Consider the following 22,860-nt stretch of genomic DNA (forward strand, 5'->3'; position numbering starts at 1 on the left):
GCGAAATCAAGACGTACCTTAAGTTCCGAATTCTGGGGCAACTCCTATAACGGGGTTTTCTGTTATTTGATTTTGATCTATTTTGCTGAGAAGTGCTTCAGCTCTTGCGAGATCCATCGGAAAATCGATTTCACACCAGAGGTGTCCAGGCACCGCACACTTGCTGACAAGCTGCTTGTCGGCCAAAGCATCTATTACGGCAAGATACCAGGATTGAAGCTTGGCGGGTTGGCGAAGTGCCTCCTCGATCGCATTACGGAATAGTTGCGGGCCGTGTTCCCGGAAAAAAACAAGTCCGATAGACTCGCAGTCGATCTGATCTGGGCGCAAGTTCTTGTTTATATGTTTGACCCATCCTTTCTCATCCAACTGGACCTTCATGTCGTCCGCATCGTAGGTAGACTTGTAACTTACACTGAGAGTAATGGGTGCAGGGTCCGAATTCAGCACCCGTTTTAGCACCGCCTGATCAAAAACAGTGTCTCCATTCAGGAGCAGAAACTCACGATCCATCTCGGACCGTGCGAGCCAGCAACTGGCCAGATTATCCGCAACATCGAAGAAAGGATTAAAAACCGTATTAACGCGTACACAGTTTGCATAGCGTTGCTGCAACAGATATTCAACCAGGGTGGATTTAAAACCCGTAACTACGGTGACTTCGTCTATTCCAGCAGCGAGTAAGGCATCTATCTGCCACTCGATAACTGTCTTGCCTGAGATCGATAAGAGGCACTTGGGGACATTTTCGGTTAGCGAGAGCAGTCGCCGTCCTCGACCCGCACTCAGAATAATCGTTTTGATAGAAGTTTCCTCTTTTGGGTTATGCTTTAAAGCATAAAATGAAAAGGCGGTGTTGATAGTGGATCAAGATCATCTCCCCTTTTACTCGGGAACGAATATGCATCAGTAACGATAATACCGGCGACATGTAATTACAAGCTTTTGCGAGAGAAACAGAAGCAGAAACTTAATATCAATCGACCCGCCTCCAAAATCAGCACCGGTCTAAAATGAAAATTCCGGCTCCTTGGCCTTGCCGGACAAGGGGTTTTCCTTGCCTGGCGGGGGAATTCGGCAGATGCGTCCCAGTGCAATGCAGATCTGCTGTTCCATAAACCTGTTCTTCTTTACGTCACGACTCCTTCCGATCGGGGTGGAAGCTGCCTGAAATTTTCCACACCGGGGTACTAAAGCAATCTGGGGAATCTACGCGATTTCAGTCTCCCATGATAAAACGCTGATACCGCGGATACGTGCACAGCAAATAAATAATGTGGCCAGCGGATGCGGGGCATTGGGCAGGATCCATACTTCGCAGAAACGCTTATCCCAGCGCCAACTGCGAAACAGGAGCTCAGCAAGCGCCATTCCCGCAGACCGTTTACGCATCTGCAAACTGAGAAGTTGCCCCTTTGGCTCAGGGGCAAGCCAATCCACATAACCTCCTTCCTGAAAAACATTCTCGACCGCATAAAGAAGACTTGAGGGAAAGTGCGTCAGCGGAAAATTGCCGGAGAGAAGCAGGACATTACGCCGGGCGTTGGGGTAACGTAAGAAGTAAATGTTGCGATTGCGTCGCACCAACTCCCTGAAAGACCGGCCGCGTCCGAATGATCCGCCCCCCTTGTGTTCTATATGAGCACAAGTATAAACACCGAGCCGCCAGCCGCGCAGATCGAGCCGACGACCAAGGTCTACATCCTCATAATAGCCGCGGCCAAATGCCGGGTCAAAACCCCCAACCTCCTGGAAAACGTCGCGGCGAATCAGGAACGCATAACCCCGCAGGCGATGTGTCTGAATGTAGCCCCCGGGACGATGCAGATATTGGGCCTCATCGTACCTCGCATATTCATTGCCTCCGGGGATGATTACAGCCAGCTGCGGGTCAGCCGCAAACACCTGGCACAACGTCGGCAGAAAATCCTCGCTCGTCACAGTATCCGAGTTGAGTATCAACACATAGGTTGCGTCGGAGCGGGCGACCGCCTCATTTACAGATCCGCCAAAACCTTGATTTTTTGCTGCGTGGTGGACATGAATATGTTCATACGGCAATTGATCGAGCATCTGGCGTGTCTCGGCATCAGATGCATCATCTTGAATATGAATATCTCTTATGGATGGGCTAAGGCAGTAAACAACGGAATCAATGCAACGCCGCGTTAGCTCAGGAGCATTATAAACCGGGATCACCACATCAATGGGTGGTATGGCTGACATAAGGGCTCAGTAATCTCCGTGATGCTGCCCGTAAAGCCAGCTCATGTGCCTGGACCTGGACTTGCCGCGTTTATGCCGGTGAACCTGATCCAGCTCAACTTTTGGTCGTCCCTGCCCCCCTAGCAGGACGACATAAAGGAATAGTATATCCGGATCTCCGATATCGATCATCTTCAGGAAGCGCTGACGACGCTGCTCAACATTGAAAGAATCACGGCCGCGAACGGAAAATTATACTTATCTACACGTCCCGAAATTAACTCAGCCAACACTTGCCGTCCGCAATACGGGCACTCGGTTGCTATTGGGAGAGCATACAAAATTGAGAATGAATTCAAGCAGTATAAAGTACATCATTACAATAACTTAAAAAAATTTCCGGAACTAGTCCCGGTTTAATAAAAAAGCGGCTTAAAAGGAGCTCCGTCGTTCAAACCGTCACTTGTTACACTGAAAACGATGTCGACGATACGCCATTGAATCCTTATCCTGAATTCAACATTGACTTGCCTGAGTACGAAGGACTAGGACTGCATGAGATCATGCGCATGGATCTAAGCTGGGATTTTGACCTGACAATCAATATAGTAATGCCGGACAGGATTCAGCTTACCGTTAAGTTCGTATACCAGCGGCCGCCCTGTGGCTATGGACGACATCATCAGGTGGGTAATGGATGAACTGTCCAGCTCCATCATCAACGTGCGCAAGATATGCTGATGAGATACGATGAGCAGACGTTTTCCCTGCCGGATCTCCGGCAGGATTGTTTCCTGCCAATAGGGCAACACTCGCAGAAGGGTCTGGCGCATGCTCTCCGCGAGTGGCAGCTCTTTCTTATCGACGTCAGAATAGCACAGCTGATTTCCCGGGAAACGCGAGTCATCTGGATCGAGCGGCGGAGGTTGGGCGTTAAATCGTAACTGCGTGCCAAGGATGGGCCAGATGCCGAATTTCCTGATAGCACTCAAGCGGTTGATTCCTTCCAACATGCCGTAGTGGCGTTCGTTCAGACGCCAACTCCGACGTATTGGTATTTCATTAGCTCCCATTACCGATAACACAATACGCAGCGTGTCAGTAGCTCGCTTGAGTTCAGAAGTAAAACACATATCGAACTCATACCCGGCCTTCTTAAGCAGACGACCAGCCCGTACCGCCTCCTGTTCGCCCCGCTGACTTAATGCAACATCATTCCATCCGGTAAAATGTCCATCCCGGTTTGAGATACTTTCTCCATGTCGTAAAAGCACAAGCTGTACCATAATTGACTCATCGATGGGGTTCGAGTGGCAAGCGGACATGTATACCCTGGTCCGTTTGTGGTGCTCATTATGTATCCCATAATAGTAGATTGGCGTGAAAAAGCTAACTTAGCGTGGAAATTAATTAAGAACACTGAAATCCGGGGAGCTGACCTTATCCGACGACTGACAAGCTCGTACCTTTCCCCCACGAACTATAGTCGTCTTTTCTTGAAATATCACAATATGCCGTGCTGTTTATGCCCAACAGGACATAATATGATTGATGATTTGCTGATTTGTTTCAGCATCGGTTTTATTTGGGCGATTGAAGTCAGGGACTCCAGGCCAGCCGAAATCAATAAATTCCCCCTGATTAAAGTGCCTTGCTGTTGCGTAACGAGGGACGATGTGAAAGTGCACATCTGGATCCACCATCATTAGCATCAGGTAGTTTAATTTATCGTAATTGAATGCTTTTGCCAAAGCGGATTCTAGCTGCGCCGTTACCACGTGAAGCTCGGTAAAACTTGCCTGACTAAGTCCCGCGAATGCGTGAGCCTTCTCATGAGCAGCCAGAACCAGGGAACCCAGCGTTATCTGGATTGGACGCAACATCACACTCCAGTATCCATATTGATGAATTATAGTTTGCGGTGCACCGAACTTCCGCATGGTTGCATTCAAAATTGATGCATCCATTGACGGAATATTGATCATCTGAAAATCCATGAGAGGTTTCGAACAATGCGTTTCGCCCTGAACAAATATTGGGAAATCAGCTTACGATGACATCAAGCCTTACCCTGTAGGATACTCGATGGAAGAACCCTGCACAACCACAACCATCCAGAAGGATTATAGCTATATTAATCAATATATTATTGAATAATAACACACTTTGGATTTCGAATTCTTCATGCCTCCAGATTGAACGGAAACTCGACGTTGAACGCCATGCGCGCTGGGGTCGCCCACAAGCCTGGCGCACAAGCCGAAACACAGGACAAATGGACTGACAGCATGATCAAGTACTGGCTCATGGTGGCAGGAATCTCGGCGTATTAACGCTACCGCCTTTGGGGCGGCTCGTTATTTCATTGCCCCTAGCCCCGGCTTAACGCAAATGATGCTTGGTTTCAACGGTTCGCTTCAGGTTGAATGCGAGCAACTCTCCGAGCCGCTCATTGCCTACCGGGCCACTACCGATCCGTTGGATGATGTCCAGATCCGGTGCTTTATTGACTTCGATCAGGCATGGCCCGCTATCGAGCAATGCGATGTCCCAACCAATTACCACTTGATCGGAAAAGGCGCTGCCATGAGCATATTGGGCCAGATTGATCAGCTCGGACCAGCATGGAAGCTTGCGGTGCAGGATCTGCACGCCCGTTTCGGGATGCCGCTCATACCACCCGTCCACCGTAGACCCCCAAGCTCCGCGGGTGCCCCTTCCCAGTTCGCCGGTATGAATATCGACGTTGGCCGCAATTCCCCCCGCGTGATAGTTGTCGACAACGACTGCACTGCTTCGCGCCATGCGAAAGACCGCGTTGGTGACTTCGAAGTCACCTTGCTCATTCCGACAGCTCATCACGCGGACTGTCGCCAGGGTGCCATTGCCCAAATCGGCGATTTCCCGGTGGTTCGCGAGCCGTGGCTGCACCAGGAAAGTCCTGCGCTGCGACGCCTGGCGCAGGTCTTCCAGCACCTGGTCCGGGGTAGCCAGTTTCCCATCGTTGCGCCGGTATTGTCCCGAACCCAGATAATCCCAGCGCGTAATATTTCTACCACCCTGACCATTCAATGGCTTTACAAAGAGATCGGTTTCCGGCAAGCCTGGCTCGCTCCAATCGACCGGGATGACCTCCCCGTTAGCCACGCGCAGAAGAATAGGCGCCGTGGCAATGCCAAATTTACGACAGCGGGACATGAAGCACGCCTTGTCCTTGATGCATGCCGTGCTGCGCTCCGCAGGAATGGGAAGGCCACCGTTATAATCACGCAGGAAGCGGTAGAGCCCGCTTTTCATTTCGAAGCGGTTCATGTATTCGGAGGCATGCAGGCGCTTATCATCGTCGTGCAGTTCGAAAATATAGTACCAGGGAGGCAAAATCGCGCATCGAAGCGCGACCTCGATCTGCTCACGGACTTGCTTGACAATCCCCTTCCCGGTCCGCTTCTTTATCGCTGGGCCGTTGACGGTAGTGAAGACTGCTGCCAGCACCAAAGTCACGAGCGGCGCAAGCGGCAGGGCCAAGCATATTATGATGCGTTCGCGGAGCTTGACCTCGTGCCAGATCTCTCGCTGGAAGCATCGGTGGACAAAAGTTGCTGCCGAGCGATCGTCAGGCAAGTGGGAAAACGTCCACATCGCGCCGCTCAATTCCCGCGTGATCCTGTCAATGCCCCAGTCGCTCACGATCTTCATGATGACTCTCCAAATTACATCGTCAGTATTCCTCAATGGCCGACGCGGTTAGGGGCAACAGGATAGCGTAGCGGTCGACTGTTCTATCGTGTTATCCACCTTTATGCCCCTTGCCGCCAATGCAGCACCAGCATTTATTTGGGTCAGATCCCTCAGCACAGCACCAGAATATCGGACAGTATGCTGAATCCGCATGCATTATGGCACAATTCGATCATGGCAAGCAGCGGGAAAACATGCCAGACTGGAGCATTGACGAGTTGTACCTGAAAATTCGTTCATGGTATTAATGGTAGTGCGCATGCTGCGCGACCGGCTCAATCGGGAAGGGCTCGCTGCTGAAACGGATAGGTATTGAAGCGCACAAGTTCATGCAGAACGTCAAGGATCGGGGCGTTACCCCGGTATGGAGGGCGCGGGGCCTGGGGGGATAATATGCTCGTTGAATGTTGGTGAAAAATCAGTGAAGTATGGGAAGGTGTATTTGATCCCTATCAATTACTGAAGCCAGAGGACCAATCATCATACAATACATGGATTGGTACAACCGGTCCAGGCCACATCGAGCCTGAGCAAGTACACCTGATGAGGGTCGGCCGTGATATCTGCCGATGGTCAGACTGGCAGCGTGAGAATCATCAGAGATTCCAATTAACACATTCAGGTCGCTGTTCAAACACCGGGGCCGTCCTACTGCCAGGCTAAACACTCAACTTTCAGAGATATCCTTGATACGATTTTCCGTAGTAATTCCAACGCTTAATGAAGCCAACAACATCGATTCGTTACTGGCTTGCCTATTTGCGGTGGATCTACCGCCGGGCAGTTTTGAAGTCATTTTTGTTGACGATGGCTCTTTGGATGGTACCCCTGAAAAGATACGCGCATGGGAAGGGCGAGCGAATGTACGGCTCATCGAACGCAAGTCGAGACCGGATCTGCAAGCTTCGATTCTGGCGGGTGTAGCAGTCGCGCGAAGCGATGTTGTCGTGGCGATGGCTGCTAACCTGAGTTATCCATCAGAGCAATTGCCTGCAATTGTGGCGCCGGTACTGGACGGCAGTTACGATGTTGCCATCGGCAGCCGTTACGCCTCGGGTGGGAGTACCGAGGGCGGGCCGCTGCATCGGCGGTGGCTGTCGCGTATCGGTAATTGGCTCGCGCGTCTCATTTTTGATGTGGATGATGTAACTTCTGAGTTTTTCGCATTTCGCCGCGAGTTGGCATCGACAATTGCGGGACAGGGGCAGGAAAATAAAATTTTACTCGAGTTGCTGATGGCCGGACTGGGCAAACTCAAGGTAGTGGAAGTACCCATCCATTTTCGCGGCCGGAAGCGCGGAATCTCGGAATTGCCGTTTTCCCATCCGTGGTCTTATTTGCAACGGTTGATGACGCTGGCCGGTGGTTCGGTTACTACCGGCACAGCCAACCGGTTTGCGGCGACCACATTGCTATGTGTCATTATCGACGCCGGGTTGTTCCAGTTGTTGATGAGCAGCGGGACCGGGCTTGCGTTGGCGCATATGATGAGCTTTCTTGCCGCCGCCATGGTGAATTACACACTTGATTCAAAATGGTCGTTCTGGTTGCGTCACCCACGCCCCTTAAGGTGGCATCAAACTGGCCGTTTTCTGATGGTGGGGGGCATGGCATTGCTGATACGTGGGGGGGTTTTGGCCTTGCTGATCCATGGCTGGCATGTGCCGCCCATACTGGCTATTTTCCCGGCTATTGCCACAACAGCGGCTATCAACTATCTGGGTGCCGCTTTTTATGTATTTCCAGCCAAGCAAAACTCATGTTCTTCGGACATACGCTGGCGTGTGGCGTCGATCGGAATCGTAGTGCTTATCATATTACTGCGTCTGATCTATGTCGGCGAAGGGCAATTAATTCCCGATGAGGCATATTATTGGAATTACGCCCAACACATGGATTTAAGCTTTTACGATCATCCACCGATGGTTGCGTGGCTGATATGGTTGGGTACTGCAATCGCGGGCAATAATGAGTTTGGGGTACGGATCGGCGCATTCGTCAGTGGCTTGGTGACAATGGGTTATCTCTATGCCCTGGCACGGAACCTGTATGACAAATCAACTGGAATGCGCACCGTGCTGTTGCTGGCCATCCTGCCGTTTAGTTTTGCTACCGGTATGTTGATGACGGCGGATGCGCCAGTGATCGCTGCCTGGGCTGCTACGCTCTATTACATGGAACGAGCGCTGATAGCGGGCCGCAGCTCTGCCTGGCTGGGAATGGGAATCGCGTTCGGCTTGGGGCTCCTGTCCAAATATACACTGGGCCTGTTGGGTATTGCCGCTTTATTGTTTGTGATCCTGGATCCAACTGCGCGTCGTTGGATGCGCCGCCCCCATCCCTATCTTGCGGCGATGCTAGCCTTGTTGCTGTTTTCACCCGTCATTATCTGGAATATGGAGCATCAGTGGGCATCGCTCTCGTTTCAGTCGTCGCGCATCAAGGGAGTTGGCGATGATCAATTCTCGACACATCTTCTATTTCTTAACCTTCTGGTCCTGTTGACCCCTGTGGGGTTGCTCGCTGCGGTGTTGGCATTGCTACCACACGATGGTCACGATAAAAGCCAATCTGCGCGCAGGCGCCGTCTGTTTGTATGGGTATTCACTGGCACACCGCTGGCGATATTTTTTGTGCTCAGCATGTTTGATTCGTTGCGCTTTCATTGGACTGCACCGTTGTGGCTTGCCGTGCTGCCGTCAATTGCATGGATGATGGGAGCGACCGGTGACCTGCGCGGTATCACACGCAGTTTGCAGGCAGCCTGGAAACCGACAATCGCTATTTGCATATTTCTCTACGCACTCATACTGCACTATGCGGTACTTGGAATACCCGGGGTTCCATATCCAACATACCTGAACCATTATTTCTGGCGTGAAGCAACGGGCGAGGTTGAAAAAATCGTCGAAGAGGTACAACACCAATCCGGGCAGAAACCGCTTGTTGTAGGTATGAGCAAATGGCCGATTGCAAGCTCTTTGTCTTTCTATAATCGAAAAGAACCCATGGATATTCGCTCGCGTAACATGTTTGGCGATAGCGGAGCCATGTATCAGTTCTGGTATCCATCGGAGCCGCCGACAACTCGGCCGATCATATTGGTCAGTATTGAGAAAAAACATCTCGAGTGCGACCGTTGGGGCAACGATATTACCCGAATGCTTGACCGGCCTGGTCCAATAGAGAGCCTGTTAATACTGCGTGAGAACAAACCACTGCGATGGGTATATTACAGGGTTGCCCATGGATATCTGGGGATCATTCATCATGGTTGTTGAGATTGTTCGAGGGGCTCAGCGGAGTGCCATTAAAAAAGTTAACCAAAATAGGAATGCATTGAAGCATGATTAATATATCATATATATATCAATTACTTAACAAGTACATTCTATTGCAACATCCAGTACTTGAGCAGGTGAGTCAGGGCTTAAGTCGAGAGATTGGCACGGTCTCCACTCCCGATGCCTGCCCGGGGAGGAAGCCAGGCAACGCGCAGCCGCAGAGATTATCTTAATGGCCCGGGGCGATCCAGCTTCTTCGTCTTGTCGTCCAGCAGGAAGATGCTGGCGCGCAGGAGGACACCTCTCACGCTCAAACCAGGACCTCGCCGGTCAGTCTCTCCAAGATGCGCAGCGACGAATGCGACGGATCGTTCATCGCCTCCACCGGCAGGTAGAACGTCTGATCGAGGCTGTGCTGCCCCGATATGGCGCCGTGCAGCACCAGATCCGTGATCGCAATCCAGCTCGCGCCGGTCGGAAATTCCATGACTTTGCGCGGGGCGGTCCGCTGGTAATCCTTGTCGCGCATGCCGAGGGCACGCAGCGCCGCAATGTACTGATCATACTTGGTCTTGGTTCCGTCAACAATACCGAGGCGGGCCAGAATGGAGGAAAACCAGGCCGGCTTGCTGAGGTGCACGGAAGGCAGGAAGCGACGCACGAAGGGCTCGAACGGCTCACCGAGCTGCCAGATACGCGGTCGATTGGCGGGATTGATGTTGGAGAAAATGCGCAGCATGCTGCGCCCCTGGGTGGGATAGCCGTAGCTCGAGTCGATATGAAGCGACTGGGTGCTATTGCGCGAAAAAGGCCGATAGGTGACCCGTTTGCGGTCCAGCGGCCCCTGGTAGCTGGGGAACAGCTGGGTGATGATATCCTCTGCCCACTTGCCATAGCGCGCCATGATCGCCTCGATATCCGGACGCGCCGTATCTCTGACCTGGGCCCGCATCATCTTTCCGCGCACTTGCGCGTAGTGGTACTTCTTGATGCGGCCGCGCGCCGGATCAAAAATGATTGTCGGGCGGCCGTCCTCGACGTCGGGCACTCGGGTCAGGATCTTCGCCGTGTCTGAGATCAGCTCTCGCTCCCGCTCCGACAGCTCGAAACCGCTTCTGGGCAGGTAGATGACCCCGCCTCCTTCCAACATTTCGATGGCCGCACGCCGCATCTCCGGTGCCGATAAATTGGCGCCAGGCTCGATTGTCAATATCTTTACGGTTTCAGCTTCTTCGCCCACGGAAATATTTTCTTTATTTACCATGATATGTCCTTGATTTATCTATAAATAAAAATAATCTTCTAAAATAACACCCTATCATCACTCTTTTGTTCAAATAGTAATTGTCTTGACGCCGTTTCCCATACGGGAGCCAGGATCGAACCGCTGAAATCCGGCTTCTCTCGCTGCTCAGGCAGCCACACATTCACGTGGCCCTCCCGGGTGCGTACCCTGCGGAAGTTCCCTCTCACGAGCCGTCGTCAACAAGGATGACTTCCAGACTACCCGCCCAATCCAGATCGAGCAGACGTATAAACGGATCGATATTGTCTGCTTCATCAAGCGTGGGAACTCCTACGGGAGGTTGTGGTAGATTGCTGGATTCTCCGAAGGAAAGACGACCGGAATCCAGGGGTTATGGAAAACATGGATCAGTCAAGCTGATGTTTATGCGCAGAAATTTGGAAAACCAGAAAGCGGATTAGCGACGAAACCATCGATTCGATAATGGCAAAGTTGAATTAACCAGCGTGTACTCTTATTAATTTATATAACCTAGCACAATTTATGTCATATGTAAAAAATATTATGGTAGGCTGGAAACATTCAGTGTCGATGGGGCGCAAACACGGTTTTAGATATGCAGACAGATGCGCAGAGAGGCTCCATTGCATGATGTTTATACACTACAGGACTTTTCGCGGTTCAGTCGGAAATACCCATTTTTTATCACCACGCATAAGCTAAACAGGCATACCCTGGTTTCCAGGGTCACGCATGACCTTCTGGAAGCTTCTTGGGTAAAACGGCGCGGATTAAGCAAGCTTTTTATAGTCAAAAATGCATGCGCTCTCACCTAGATAACTGGCCTATGCAACAGCCCGTGATTGAGTTGGGTAAAAGATCAAGAGTTTCCTCAATCGTCATTTGAAGCCGCAGGTAGTTGTTGAAATCTACTCAAACAAAAAAGGGATTAGAAAACGGGCAATTCCTCAGTGACCCGCCAGGAATTGCTTGGTACAAAAATCGCAGCGGTATCCGAAGCGATAACAGGTTCGAAAACTCAAGCGGTGCAAAACTGCTTCATTGAGAAGCGATAGGAACATTCGGTGAAAATAATTGAACGATATATCGCGCGCGAGTTGATGAAACCATTTCTCGTGGTGAGTGCAGTCTTCACGGGATTATATGGAAGTTTCATTACCGCCCGTTTACTGGCAGAAGGGGTGACGAAAACGCTTGGACTGGCCGCCATGCTAAAGCTGTTAATGCTAAAGACCGTGATTGCCCTGGAAGTAGTCATGCCGATCACCTTATACATCGCCGTGGTCATCGCTCTCAGCCGGCTACATAGGGATCAGGAAATCAATGTATTACGTGCCATGGGGGTCAGCGAGCTCCGCATTGTATATGCTGTACTTTTAATCATCATCCCTGCCGGCATTGTAAGTGGAGTGCTATCGATTTATGTACGCCCTTCTGCTTATAACGCAAGCTACAGCTTGAATTCGCAGCTGGAAGGTGAATTAAATATAGATCGATTCCAGGCAGGGCGCTTCTACGGAAACGAGGGGAGTGGCCGCGTGGTTTATATTGAGGCCAAGGATGATACCGGCAAGCAGATGAATCATGTATTTCATTTCATCCACCAAGAGAACAGAAGCGAAATCCTTGTAGCCAAGGAGGCTCACCAGCCACCATCGGTGGCCGGACAGCGTCCCCAGATACATTTATATGATGGTTATATATATCAGCTTGGCCACTCGGCAATGCAAGAAAAGAAGGATGTTACCGTCAAGTTCGAGAAACTGGTTTATTTTATCGACAGTGCTTCAATTTCTGAACTCAATCGCAAGGCGACCCCTACTGCGGTATTATCCAACTCCGATCGCCCGCGTGACATTGCCGAGTATCAATGGCGGCTGGCACGCCCCATCGCTACTATTTTGTTGGCGTTGATAGCTGTCCCGTTAAGCCGTGCCTCTCCCAGACAGGACAAGAGCACGAGAACCTATTTAATCGCAGCCGCGGTTTCGGCGATCTACTATGCCTTAAGCATACTTGCCCAAAACTGGGTAATGCGAGGCACCGTTGGTAGCATGCCGGGTGTTTGGTGGCTACATGGGCTAATGTTTCTGATTGTGCTTCTTATGCTGTTTCCACGCTCTGGCCGAGGTTATTTACGCAAATAAGAGGCGCTATGTCCTGAAACCGGGTAACTGGTGTACCAATGGACTTATGACATGTAAACGAAAAGGAAGGGGCAATTGACAGGACAAGGCAAAAGGGTTCAAACCAAAACAGCTCGCACAGTCAACCAGATGATATAGGGCCAACTTGCATATTATCGGGAGGTCGAGATAGCTTTTTCTGCATCTGGCACAGAGGACGCTTCTGCATCATCCTCGGTCCCCAGAAAACGGTGTACTCGTTCCGCTTTACCTTTTGAAAGTGTAAAAATGTGGTCGGCGGCATTAATAAGCGCAGGTTGATGAGACACTGCGACGATGGTGAGACTTCGCGCCAGTCTCTGCAAGGTTTCACAGACTATCCGTTCACTCTCTGGATCAAGAGCGCTGGTTGGTTCATCAAGCAGAAGAAAAAGCGGTTGGTGAGCTAGGGCTCTGGCAATTGCTATACGCTGACGTTGCCCGCCGGAAAGAAGGCCGCCTCGCTCGCCCACAACGGTTTGCAGGCCATCCGGAAGTGCGTTGACGAAATCCCATGCACCAGCCTGGCGCAGGGCTCTTTCTGCATCTGCATAACCCAATGTTGGTGCACCGACAAGAATATTGCTGATAATGGTGTCATGGAGCAGCACCGTTTCCTGGGATACATAGCCTATCATGTGCCGCCAGTCACGCGGATCGATTTCTCGCAGAGATACCCCGTCAATAAGGATTTCGCCTGACTTTGGGTCAGCCAGCGCGCATAGCAGGTCTAGCAAGGTACTCTTGCCAACGCCCGATGTTCCCGAAACTGTGGTAAATGATCTTACGGGGATTTCAAGATTCAGATCTTGGAATATCGACTTGACACCGTAATCAAAATATATATGACGCAAGCTGATACCTTTCTGCAGTGTGGGCTGCCGCGTACCTGCGGTCCTTTCAGCTGCTGCACGGGCCGCATCAATGGCAGTCCGCAAGGCCCAATAGGCACTTTCCTGCGCTATCAGATGCTGGTATCGGCGCTGGATTTTATTAAGCAAATTTAGAATACGGATCAGCAGAAAGGCCGTGACCATCACGGAGGACATGGAAAGCCCCCAAATAATCACGGCGAGATATAAACCCACGGCCATCAGGGTCGCATGTATGGGTTCCTGCAAAGCCGTTAAAGCTTCCCTGCTCATGACTTCACGTCGAGTGGCTTTCTCAAGCTGCTTGGTTTGATCGCGGAGGATGGCATCGGCGACATTGTCCCGTGCCATGGCCTTCAGTGACTTTACCGAGCCAAGGATGTCAGAAAGATAAGTCAAAAGTTCGCGAAGCAGATGTGTCTGTTTTGCTCCCGCTCGCCGGGTAATGCGTATCAATTGATGCAGCGCCCTCAGCATGACTATGCCGATAAGAAAGGAAATAAGGGTAGCCTCCCATGAAATAAACATGGCAACCGTACCATAAACCAATACTTGCACCGACAAGGCGAGTACGACAGCGGCGTGCTCGAAACCATCCGCTGCCCGATTTGCTTCTGTGGCAACTGAATTGGTAAGTGAGCCCATGGGTTGCCGTAAATAATATTGCCAGCGGCTGGTGAGCAGCGCCCCGATGAATTCCAGGCGTAAAGAGGTCGCAACATGTGCCACGGTATAGCCAACCTGTCTGTGGGCAATCAGCAATATCAGACTTTTAAGAATCATGCCGCCGACGATGATCAGCAACATTGCCTCGATCGTTGGTTCAATCCCCATGTTTTGAAGGACCTGTACTATTCGCTGGCCGATATCCGAGTTCCCGGTATCGCCTACGGCGATTGTAAGTAGAGGAAGAAGGGCAGTGAGGCTGAGCCCCTCGGCAATGCCGGCGGCCAATAGCGCGATCAGCACATACGCAGTACGCCGTGGGAAAAGCGTGCAATAGGTAATTAGGGTTCGCATAGTCTGGATTGGTGGATATTCTTTATCATATCCCAAATTACCCCGGTATTCTTAATGTGTAGCTTCTCAGATGCTGTTCACAGGGAAGCCGAAGCTGGAAACATGCGGATAACGCTCGATAATGGAACAACGAAGATAGAAATTATAATATTTGGTTCAGAACGGCAATTCGCGCGCATATATATCTGAATCAGACCGGGCACATAGCTGCCGGCTGCCAACCACGTCTTGACTACCATCCAGCACCGGCGCAGCCAGCTCGGGCCGATGGGCCGACCCCGCATCCATCACGACACTCACATCACCCCGCGCCAGTGCCGCGCCCACCAGAATTGAACCTGAGACAGCCGGCTTCTCCCGGCGCTCGGCAGCCGCATATTCATGCGGCCCTTCCGGGTCCGTGCCCTGTCGGGAAATCCATCGCGCGACCCATCGTCAACAAGGATGACTTCAATACCCGGCGCCAGATCCCAATCAAGCAGACATATAAATAACGGACGCATATTGTCTGCTTCATTATGCACGGGAAACCGCTACGGAAAAGTGCGACAGATCTTGATTCTTCGGAGGAACGACGATCGGAATCCAGAGTTATGGAAAATGGACCAGTCAAGCTGATTATTGATAAGGGAAGGGAGGTAAGCGGAAAACAGATATGGGATAAATCGTCTTCTCGATTAAGGTGAGGATTAATTCAATCGGATTGTATTTTTTATAAGCAAAATGCAACGTAACACAATACTTGTGAAAAAAATATCAACGTAATAAAAGAAAATTGTGAAGTTCTTTTTCTTTCAAATTTTTCCGGGATTCGCCAAAGTTTATGCTATACATAACTGCCGCTCATTTCGATAGCTCAGAATTACGATACACGATGATGAGCAATCTTTGCGGTCAGGGCACGTATGACATATGAAATCTTTGTCACCATTCGTTTATTGTGGAAGAGATGATGAAAACGTTCGGACTCACTGTCATGCTAAAGTTGTTACTGATCAGGACTCTTGCTGCCCTGGACAAGCAGGAGCCGGTATAGCGGCGACAGATGGAAGTGCGGCGACAGTATGGCCTGGACTAATCAAACCGTCCTTAGAAATGGGGTAAAAACCGTCCGCAGCAAAACATTAGGATCGTTCGATGGAAATCAGGATTATTCAGCCGCCGCGTTGAATTACCGTAGAGTTGAGGTCAAAACCCAATGCCACTGGCACAACGCGAACATAACCACACAAACGCAGCTACACTTCACCACATCGCTCGCAATATGCCAATGACAATTTATATCCATATTATTGGTGAAAGTGAGATCCATATTTGGGGCCTGAGCGGTCGCGAGCGCCTCCAGCGTATGTTAAAGGTATTTGCTCAGGGTAAACTCGTCGATAATTCCGAGCAGATTCCGGCACATGCATCAGTATTACTTTTAAGGGCAGATCATCTGTACGACTCCAGAGTTCTGACGGCGTTGATCAATGCGCGAACGAACCTGGTGCTTAGCAACGATGAAGGCCAGCCGGTCGCCGTCCGGATTACCGATGGAGATGTAGCCGATGTACTTGCGGACTTCAAGAGCCGGGGGAAAGGGCCGGCTATCTCCGTCCTGCCCCATTACGCATTGAAAGATCTAAATTTGTTGGGCGTCCAGCAAAGCCTCAAGAAAAGAGATAAACCCTATGTATTACCTATCACCAAAGATAACCGCCAAAGCCTGGAGTCGGAACTATTTGCCCGATCATACAAAGGTGTGACTGACCTCGTCACGAAATGGCTCTGGCCCCTACCTGCATTCTGGGCCGCACACCTTTGCGTGCGTCTTGGTCTGCGCCCAAATCACGTCACCTTGCTTAGTCTTGTGTTTACCGTGCTGGCCGGAGTTGCCTTTTGGCATGCCCACTACGGCATCGGTCTAGTAATGGGATGGTTGATGACGTTTCTTGATACCGTTGATGGAAAATTGGCGCGAATAACAGTCACCTCCAGCCGTCTTGGAGATGTCCTCGATCACGGTCTGGATATCATTCACCCACCGCTATGGTATATGGCATGGGGTTTGGGACTGGCTTCAGCATCAACGCAAATGCCTGACTTACTGATGTTGTTCTCATGGATACTTGTCGGTTACATTGGCGGCCGGTTATGTGAAGGGATATTCCAATTCTGGATCGCCTCATTTGATATTTTCATTTGGCGCCCGTTAGATTCCTTTAACCGGCTGATCACTGCCCGGCGCAATCCTAACCTGATCCTGTTGACATTCGGCTGGCTCATGGGCAGGCCCGACATAGCGCTCTGGTCAGTGGTTACCTGGCATCTTCTCTCAACTGTGTTTCTTGCTGTCCGGGTAATAATGGGCTGGCGAGCACGGCGATCCCACGGCCCTTTACGCTCCTGGTTTGAGGAAGTTGTTCCTGGTCAGGATGAACGAAAACTCGCTGTTCGAATTTTTACCCCTTTAAGAGTCCATAGTAAAGTGAAGAATTGATAGATCGAGGTCCACGGTGATCAGAATTTGTCTTCCAGTGGTTGAGGATGCTGAACCATAACGGCTCGTGTGCCATTCCCGATCATGCATGGATGGAAATGAGACCGAAGTTACTGCGCTACTTTAAGAATGAGATCACAGACTTCGCGAACCGCACCCTTTCCTCCATGGTGTTTACAAACATAATGAGCCTGTCGCAAGATTTCTGGAACGGAATCTGCCGGGCAGAAAGCAGTCCCCACACGACTCAGGCATTCTAAATCACTCAGATCATCGCCGATATATGCGATGTCTTGCAACGCAAGATTCCAGCGCTCCGCCAATTCCAGGAGAAGCAGGAATTTGTCCTGTACGCCCGGGTGATACTCATCAATATTCAATTTTCTCATTCTTGCTTCGACGGCAGGACTGCTCTCGGTGCTAATAACACAAACCCTGATGCCATTCTCACGCAGTAATTGCAAGCCATGGGCATCACGCGTATTAAATTTCTTCAGCGCTTCGCCAGAAGGCCCGTAATACATGCCACCGTCGGTGAGCGTACCGTCTACATCGAGCACCAGCACTTTAATCTGCGAAGCTCCAGCCTTGGCTAGCCTTAATTTTTGCCTTAATAATAGTCGCTCCACAACAATCCAGTCTGTTCTTTCATCTATTCCAATTGCGGTCTCAGCGGCCATTTCGTGGATGCCAGTACGTCCGCCGACGTAGCAGCCATAATCCTCAAGCAAGTTAGCGCGGGTTAGATAAAAGGCGCCATTCTCCATGAAATATCCTTCAAAATCCTGGTGCCCGGGATATATTGTCGGATCGTGGTTAATGGGTATGCCTGCCATCGTCCAGGCAAAACGTTTTGATTGCACAACTGTTACCAGAGAATCCAGATTTTCAGCAAAAAACTTATGTTTAGCTGCGCGGAAATCTTCTGCGCGTGTTAGCGGAGAGGTTGCCTGAATCAGACATACAACATCGAAAAGAATGCGCTGTTGAAACTCACGCATGGCGCTCTCTATGCTTGTCTCTGCATGAATTGCAGCGGAGCGATCCAGAACCGTAACCGTTGACGAGAATTCATCAGACACCTTTTTGCAAATTTCTGACGAGTCCGTGACAACGTAGATCTCGTCGAAGCACTTTGATGCGATGGCCTGTTCCAGACTCCAGGTGAATAATGGTCGCCCGGCTATGCAACGCACATTATTATTGGCAGTTGATCCAGAATCTGCGCGCAAGGGCATGAAAGCTACCCAACGCATCAGTTGAAGTAAATCCCATGGATTATATGTTTGAGCTTATTGCTTAACAGAATTCCGGTTTCCCTTATTGACTGCTTTTTTTAGAATCAATATCCCGGACGCAGCACGGAGATCTCTAGCCAGTCTGCGTCAACTATCTCGACCCCGGCTACTGTAACTGCTGATGGCAGTCGCTAGTCGACAAGTGCCGCCATAGCTGTTCTGGGGATTTGAATGAGTGTAGGGTATTCTCCAGCGACAAGCAATTTTCTACTCGGACGTTTTTGACCAAATCTTCTGTGGCTCCGATGATTAAGTTTCGATAAGAACGTTCTACCTCAAAACCTCAATCATCGAGAACGGCCGGGCATTTAACCTTGTTATTGATCTTGAACAGATGCTTCGAGTATTGCTCGACCTGGATGTGGTCGAAGCGGTTCAATAGCCGGCCAAGACGTGCAATTTTCTGCTCAATCTCTCCCACCGAAATTTCAGGGAAGCGGTGGTCATGGTATGCCAGTCTGTTGGGACCGGGTCGACGCATGTTCAATTTCGTCACCGAGGCCTTTAGTTTGGTGAATATCCATCCCTGAACGTATGTTCCGATCGGTTTTGCAGGCGGCGGCTGTTCACCATATCCGCTTTCCTCCAGGACATCGACGATCCGCTCACAAGCCAAACGGCCATTTTGCGCTGCCAGATAGTAATCAATGAGAGTTTTGCATTCCTCACTATCCGCAACACCAAGTTCGCCGGCCAGGATCCGGGTCAAGGTCCTCTTTAATTCCTCGAAATTGAAGCATTGATGGCTTAGTTTGGTAGGAAGGCCCTGAAACTCAAAGTCATAATACTCATTCAGTGTTGCCAGATAGGATATGGCGGGCACGCCAAGAACATAAGCCTCCAGTCCAGTCGTACAACCGTTGTGCACCATGGCCTTGGCAGCCAGAAGCCAAGGGATAACATTGCCTTCATTGCTTACTTTTACCCGATCGCACTTCGCTGCAATATCATTATAAATCTTAAAATTTTCACTTGGGTGCGGTCGAACGACGATAGTAAGATCGGGAAACGCCTGTTCAAGTGCCGGAATGAGCTGCCTGAAGTCCTCCAGTATTGCTTGTTTATGATCCCGCAATCCCTCGGCAAACTGAGAGCTCATTCCAATCCCGGACTGGCCGCGCCGGGCTTTCTCCCCGGGACCTTTCGCCGGCAGAAATAGGCCAATGCTTGGAATAAACGGGTTTACTTCAGTGAAATTGGTGTTAATCAGGATGAAATTTCCATAGAGATTACGCAGTCTTTCCACCTCTTTATCAAAGTAGGGGCGCATCTCGGGTCGCAGTATATCCCCACGAGGGTTTCCGGTAATGTGGATCGGCATATTTCCGGGCAGTTCCGGATACTGCCGGAGTAAATCGACGTTTTCCTGACCCCAGGCAAATATATGAGACACGTTACTGATGGTTGTTGGAGAGAGCCGGAGTGTGAAGTAGGTATCAGGCGGCGGGTGAACCAGTGCCTCTTCTTCCCATGCAACAATCTCATGACCAAGCTGACGTAGAATTTTGAACATGGAGTTGCTCAGGCTACGCATACTCTTTGCCAGGTAAACACCACGTGGAATGGAGGCCACCTCGAAATGAACAAAGGCACGAGAACCCATTATGACCGGGAAACCCCGCTCGGCTGCAACACAGGCCAACAGAATCTTCGCGTCCAATTCGCGAACTTGATTTTCTACGGGAATAATAAGAGTTGAGGCGGAATTTCTCATATCTTTTCCAAAATTTCAAATCAATACATTCTAGATCATAGGCGCGATTAAGCCTCTTCAATTTTCCAATACATCACACCGATCGGCGAATGCCTTAAAAAGCATGGGATTGCTTGAGATGGCGGCGATCTCATGGTTAAGCCAGAATGACGGCTTCGTCCAATTGAAACTACCAAAAATGGACCATACTTTATCATTATCCTCCACTAAGACGAACTTGAGGTGCATTGGAAGATCCTCAGGGTCTCTAACTCGCCTGAACTGGATGTTGGCGGCGGAGAACCGTTGTTCCACCTTTTCAGTCACGCGCCTTGATGTTGCATCTGCGAATATCTCCAGCGCCACACCTCGACGGGCGAGTCCAAGCATCACATCGACAGCACTCTCGGTTCTAATGTGGGATGCCACGACACGGACACGAGCATTGTCGCCAATGTGGTTCAAAAATTGCACTACTGGATGCGGGCGCACCCGGGGCCAAAAGTATATAGAGGTATCGGCGCCATTGACCGTCCGATTTGCCTCTGCAGAGAACCGGTACGTGAGTCCCGGCCGCATCCGCTGCAACTGCCGGGCATGTTTTACCAGTTGCTCACTCAGTATCGGGTCGGTAAGCCCGACGAGTACATTGTGGCCCCTGTCCTGATCGCCTATCTCCCGGATGATCTCCCGATTCTCTTCTGGCATGTTTCCGGATGGATTGAATGAGCCGATGAACGCGATGGGTTTGGGGTGCGAGAAGCAGTAGAGTTTTTCATGTAACTGCGGTTTCCACGATCTGCCTCGCGGTGCCGGTATACCCGGCAAAGTTACTACGCGAAGTCCTTCACCCAGACCCTCAGGCCCGGAGAGCATTGCGATTACCGCGTCATTAGCATTGGGAACGCGTGGCTTGCCAGCCAGACTCAAGCCGACCCTGACCCCTCGTTTGTGAGCTTGTACAAGCGCGTCAGCCAACCGTAGATCACGAAAATAATACGTGACCCAATCGATGGAGCCGCCACATGGAACAGCAGCGATATGCTCCGCCAATATATCGCGCAGGTAACCTGCGGGCTTGTCGGGACCGCCGAAATATATCTCGAAAGACGGCCTCTTCTCCACAATCAACCCTGAAGGCACCTGCCCACTTTACCGGATGGGATCATGCAGCCTCGGAGTTGATCCGTATCCTGCCTGCCTGTACTTCAAGCAAAGCCACGTAACGAGGTAATACGTCAGGCCCTCCGGCATGCAGCATCTCATTGATGAAGTGTTGCCGGTGTTTCTCCACATAGAAGAAATCGCAGCCATCGGAGAGAAACTCCTTAATTCTTCTGTACACGTCATCCCGGCATCGCAATTCTGTCTCGGGCATGTAATGAGCCAGTGCGGAACGGCCGGCATGCAGGTAATCGGCTGCCAGCACCGGTTTTTTCGCCTTAACTGCTTCAAACGCTACCGAGGTGGCAAGATCAATTATGACGTCCGCCCAATTCATGAGATGCATAGAGTGAACGTCGTCGCCCGCCACACTTACGTTCGGCAGGCGACGCAGGGAGGCGTTCCTGGTCAGGGATTGTTTCCAGCCACCGCGTGTGTGCGGCTTAATCACCAACTCCACTCCGGGAAAAGCAGCAATCATACATACCACCTCGACAACTTCCTCCCAGAACGTCGTAAAATTAGCCTTTCTTAAGAAAATTACTACTTTGAGCTGACTGCCAGAGCAAGTCAGCACCGGGACTGGCGACAATTTTGCCAACTTTTCCAACCACTCATCACAGTAACGCGGTGAACCCAGCACGGCAATTGACTGATCATCCAAGAATGGCCGGAAGCGCGCGGCACACAATTCATTGGGTACCACAAGCTTATCAAATATCCGTGCGGCAGAAAATGAGGTGTCCGGCTCGAGGCTCCATTCGTGGTGCCGTATCAGTCGATTGACATGGGGACTGTCCCCATGCGGCAACGATGCGGTGCCCAAACCCATGGCACGCGCGCTGGACACAACTATCTCGACCCATTCAATACAAACAGGCGAATTTCTTGTAATCCAGTCAAATACGACTACACCTCCGTCACTTCCCTCGAAACTCCGTTCCAACAAACGATTCGCGGTACTCCGCCAGATTGGCTCACGCCGCCGGGCATTATAAAACCGGGTCAATGTATCGATAAGCGAGCCCGTCAAAAAATGCCGCAAGCTGCTAGTCAGGAGGAACACTTGCAAACGCCATCTTAAAAACTCGAACGGTGGCAGCAGATCCCGGACATGGGCAACCCGTGCTCCATCAAGCTTCTTCAGAAATTCAATACGGTAGTCATTGAGAAACTTCGGGTTGCCGATCAGGATGATATCGCAGACATGGCCCGACTCGATCCACTTTGCGATGACCGGCGTGATGTGATCTATATCATTATAGTGGCGCAGAAAGAAAAGGGCTTTCATTTGAACCACTGTAAAATGTACGCCGACGGCATTATTCTCGCCTGATCAGGAAACGGATTATCGGTACGCTATTACTCACAAGATTTAAAATGAAAGACTACATCAACGAGAAAATGAATATCAAGAGGGCATGCGGAAATATTGCAACCATATCGGTAGTCGAAATTCCCTCGTTTCAGTGTAATAAATAGCGCATGGAAATTCCACCAGCCAAGAAAGGTTGTGCGTGGCTTGAGTCAAAACGACTCTCTGTTCGCGGCCCTATCGCCCAAAAATCCGCATGGATTCCTGGATGACATCCTATATTCCATTCTGACAGCGAAAACCAATCACATGTTGGCGCGACTTGCCGGACGGTTAGGAACGCTCACCCCCAATCTC

General features: G+C 50.6%; 16 protein-coding genes. 3 read left to right on the top strand and 13 right to left on the bottom strand.

Annotation, left to right across the window (positions count from 1 at the left end; all coding sequences use genetic code 11):
• Positions 1-18: 18 nt before the first annotated feature.
• The 5 genes from EBAPG3_RS00895 to EBAPG3_RS00915 all read right to left on the bottom strand — a co-directional run bounded on the left by EBAPG3_RS00895 (position 19) and on the right by EBAPG3_RS00915 (position 5,901).
• Positions 19-861, bottom strand: a complete 843-nt coding sequence (locus EBAPG3_RS00895) for a phosphocholine cytidylyltransferase family protein (RefSeq protein WP_051049108.1) — start codon at positions 859-861, stop codon at positions 19-21.
• Positions 862-1,209: 348 nt separating this feature from the next.
• Positions 1,210-2,226: a glycosyltransferase family 2 protein gene (locus tag EBAPG3_RS00900; protein WP_004180737.1), complete on the bottom strand. Its 1,017-nt coding sequence runs from the start codon at positions 2,224-2,226 to the stop codon at positions 1,210-1,212.
• A gap of 554 nt (positions 2,227-2,780) precedes the next feature.
• Entirely contained in the window at positions 2,781-3,491 is a 711-nt protein-coding gene (locus EBAPG3_RS00905) for a 2,3-bisphosphoglycerate-dependent phosphoglycerate mutase (RefSeq protein ID WP_004180740.1), read from the bottom strand.
• Between the two features lie 237 nt (positions 3,492-3,728).
• Positions 3,729-4,190, bottom strand: coding sequence for a hypothetical protein (locus EBAPG3_RS00910; protein WP_004180742.1), 462 nt, complete (start codon positions 4,188-4,190; stop codon positions 3,729-3,731).
• Positions 4,191-4,587: 397 nt separating this feature from the next.
• On the bottom strand, positions 4,588-5,901 hold the full coding sequence (locus tag EBAPG3_RS00915) for a sugar-transfer associated ATP-grasp domain-containing protein (protein WP_040853145.1): 1,314 nt from the start codon (positions 5,899-5,901) through the stop codon (positions 4,588-4,590).
• 728 nt (positions 5,902-6,629) lie between these two features.
• Here EBAPG3_RS00915 and EBAPG3_RS00920 point away from each other — a divergent pair.
• Positions 6,630-9,224: a glycosyltransferase family 39 protein gene (locus EBAPG3_RS00920; RefSeq protein WP_004180751.1), complete on the top strand. Its 2,595-nt coding sequence runs from the start codon at positions 6,630-6,632 to the stop codon at positions 9,222-9,224.
• 313 nt (positions 9,225-9,537) lie between these two features.
• Here EBAPG3_RS00920 and EBAPG3_RS00925 read toward each other — a convergent pair whose 3' ends face one another.
• Positions 9,538-10,491 carry a Kdo hydroxylase family protein gene (locus EBAPG3_RS00925; RefSeq protein ID WP_004180752.1) on the bottom strand — a complete coding sequence of 318 codons (954 nt, stop codon included), beginning with the start codon at positions 10,489-10,491 and terminating at the stop codon, positions 9,538-9,540.
• Between the two features lie 1,067 nt (positions 10,492-11,558).
• Here EBAPG3_RS00925 and lptF point away from each other — a divergent pair.
• On the top strand, positions 11,559-12,641 hold the full coding sequence (gene lptF, locus EBAPG3_RS00930; RefSeq protein ID WP_004180757.1) for an LPS export ABC transporter permease LptF: 1,083 nt from the start codon (positions 11,559-11,561) through the stop codon (positions 12,639-12,641).
• A gap of 152 nt (positions 12,642-12,793) precedes the next feature.
• On the opposite strand, the gene EBAPG3_RS00935 is transcribed toward lptF, so the two are convergent.
• The 3 genes from EBAPG3_RS00935 to EBAPG3_RS15335 all read right to left on the bottom strand — a co-directional run bounded on the left by EBAPG3_RS00935 (position 12,794) and on the right by EBAPG3_RS15335 (position 15,075).
• The gene (locus EBAPG3_RS00935; RefSeq protein WP_040853146.1) at positions 12,794-14,551 is read right to left on the bottom strand and encodes an ABC transporter ATP-binding protein; all 1,758 of its coding nucleotides are present in this window, start codon (positions 14,549-14,551) and stop codon (positions 12,794-12,796) included.
• 156 nt (positions 14,552-14,707) lie between these two features.
• Positions 14,708-14,878 (bottom strand): hypothetical protein, encoded by a 171-nt coding sequence (locus tag EBAPG3_RS15330; RefSeq protein ID WP_227869313.1) that lies wholly within the window; start codon positions 14,876-14,878, stop codon positions 14,708-14,710.
• Positions 14,848-15,075 (bottom strand): glycosyltransferase, encoded by a 228-nt coding sequence (locus tag EBAPG3_RS15335; RefSeq protein ID WP_227869246.1) that lies wholly within the window; start codon positions 15,073-15,075, stop codon positions 14,848-14,850. The genes EBAPG3_RS15330 and EBAPG3_RS15335 overlap by 31 nt, the downstream gene beginning before the upstream one ends.
• Positions 15,076-15,749: 674 nt before the next feature.
• On the opposite strand from EBAPG3_RS15335, the gene EBAPG3_RS00945 reads away from it, so the two are divergent.
• The gene (locus EBAPG3_RS00945; RefSeq protein WP_004180764.1) at positions 15,750-17,033 is read left to right on the top strand and encodes a CDP-alcohol phosphatidyltransferase family protein; all 1,284 of its coding nucleotides are present in this window, start codon (positions 15,750-15,752) and stop codon (positions 17,031-17,033) included.
• A 110-nt stretch (positions 17,034-17,143) separates the two neighbouring features.
• On the opposite strand, the gene EBAPG3_RS00950 is transcribed toward EBAPG3_RS00945, so the two are convergent.
• The 4 genes from EBAPG3_RS00950 to EBAPG3_RS00965 form a co-directional block, all read right to left on the bottom strand.
• Positions 17,144-18,271, bottom strand: a complete 1,128-nt coding sequence (locus EBAPG3_RS00950) for an acylneuraminate cytidylyltransferase (protein WP_227869247.1) — start codon at positions 18,269-18,271, stop codon at positions 17,144-17,146.
• Between the two features lie 343 nt (positions 18,272-18,614).
• On the bottom strand, positions 18,615-20,045 hold the full coding sequence (locus EBAPG3_RS00955; protein ID WP_004180766.1) for a surface carbohydrate biosynthesis protein: 1,431 nt from the start codon (positions 20,043-20,045) through the stop codon (positions 18,615-18,617).
• Positions 20,046-20,102: 57 nt separating this feature from the next.
• A complete protein-coding gene (locus EBAPG3_RS00960; protein ID WP_227869248.1) occupies positions 20,103-21,149 on the bottom strand; it encodes a phospholipase D-like domain-containing protein in 1,047 nt (348 codons plus the stop codon).
• A 40-nt stretch (positions 21,150-21,189) separates the two neighbouring features.
• The gene (locus tag EBAPG3_RS00965; RefSeq protein ID WP_040853150.1) at positions 21,190-22,479 is read right to left on the bottom strand and encodes a hypothetical protein; all 1,290 of its coding nucleotides are present in this window, start codon (positions 22,477-22,479) and stop codon (positions 21,190-21,192) included.
• Between the last annotated feature and the right edge of the window lie 381 nt (positions 22,480-22,860).

The organism is Nitrosospira lacus, assembly GCF_000355765.4.
GTDB lineage: Bacteria > Pseudomonadota > Gammaproteobacteria > Burkholderiales > Nitrosomonadaceae > Nitrosospira > Nitrosospira lacus.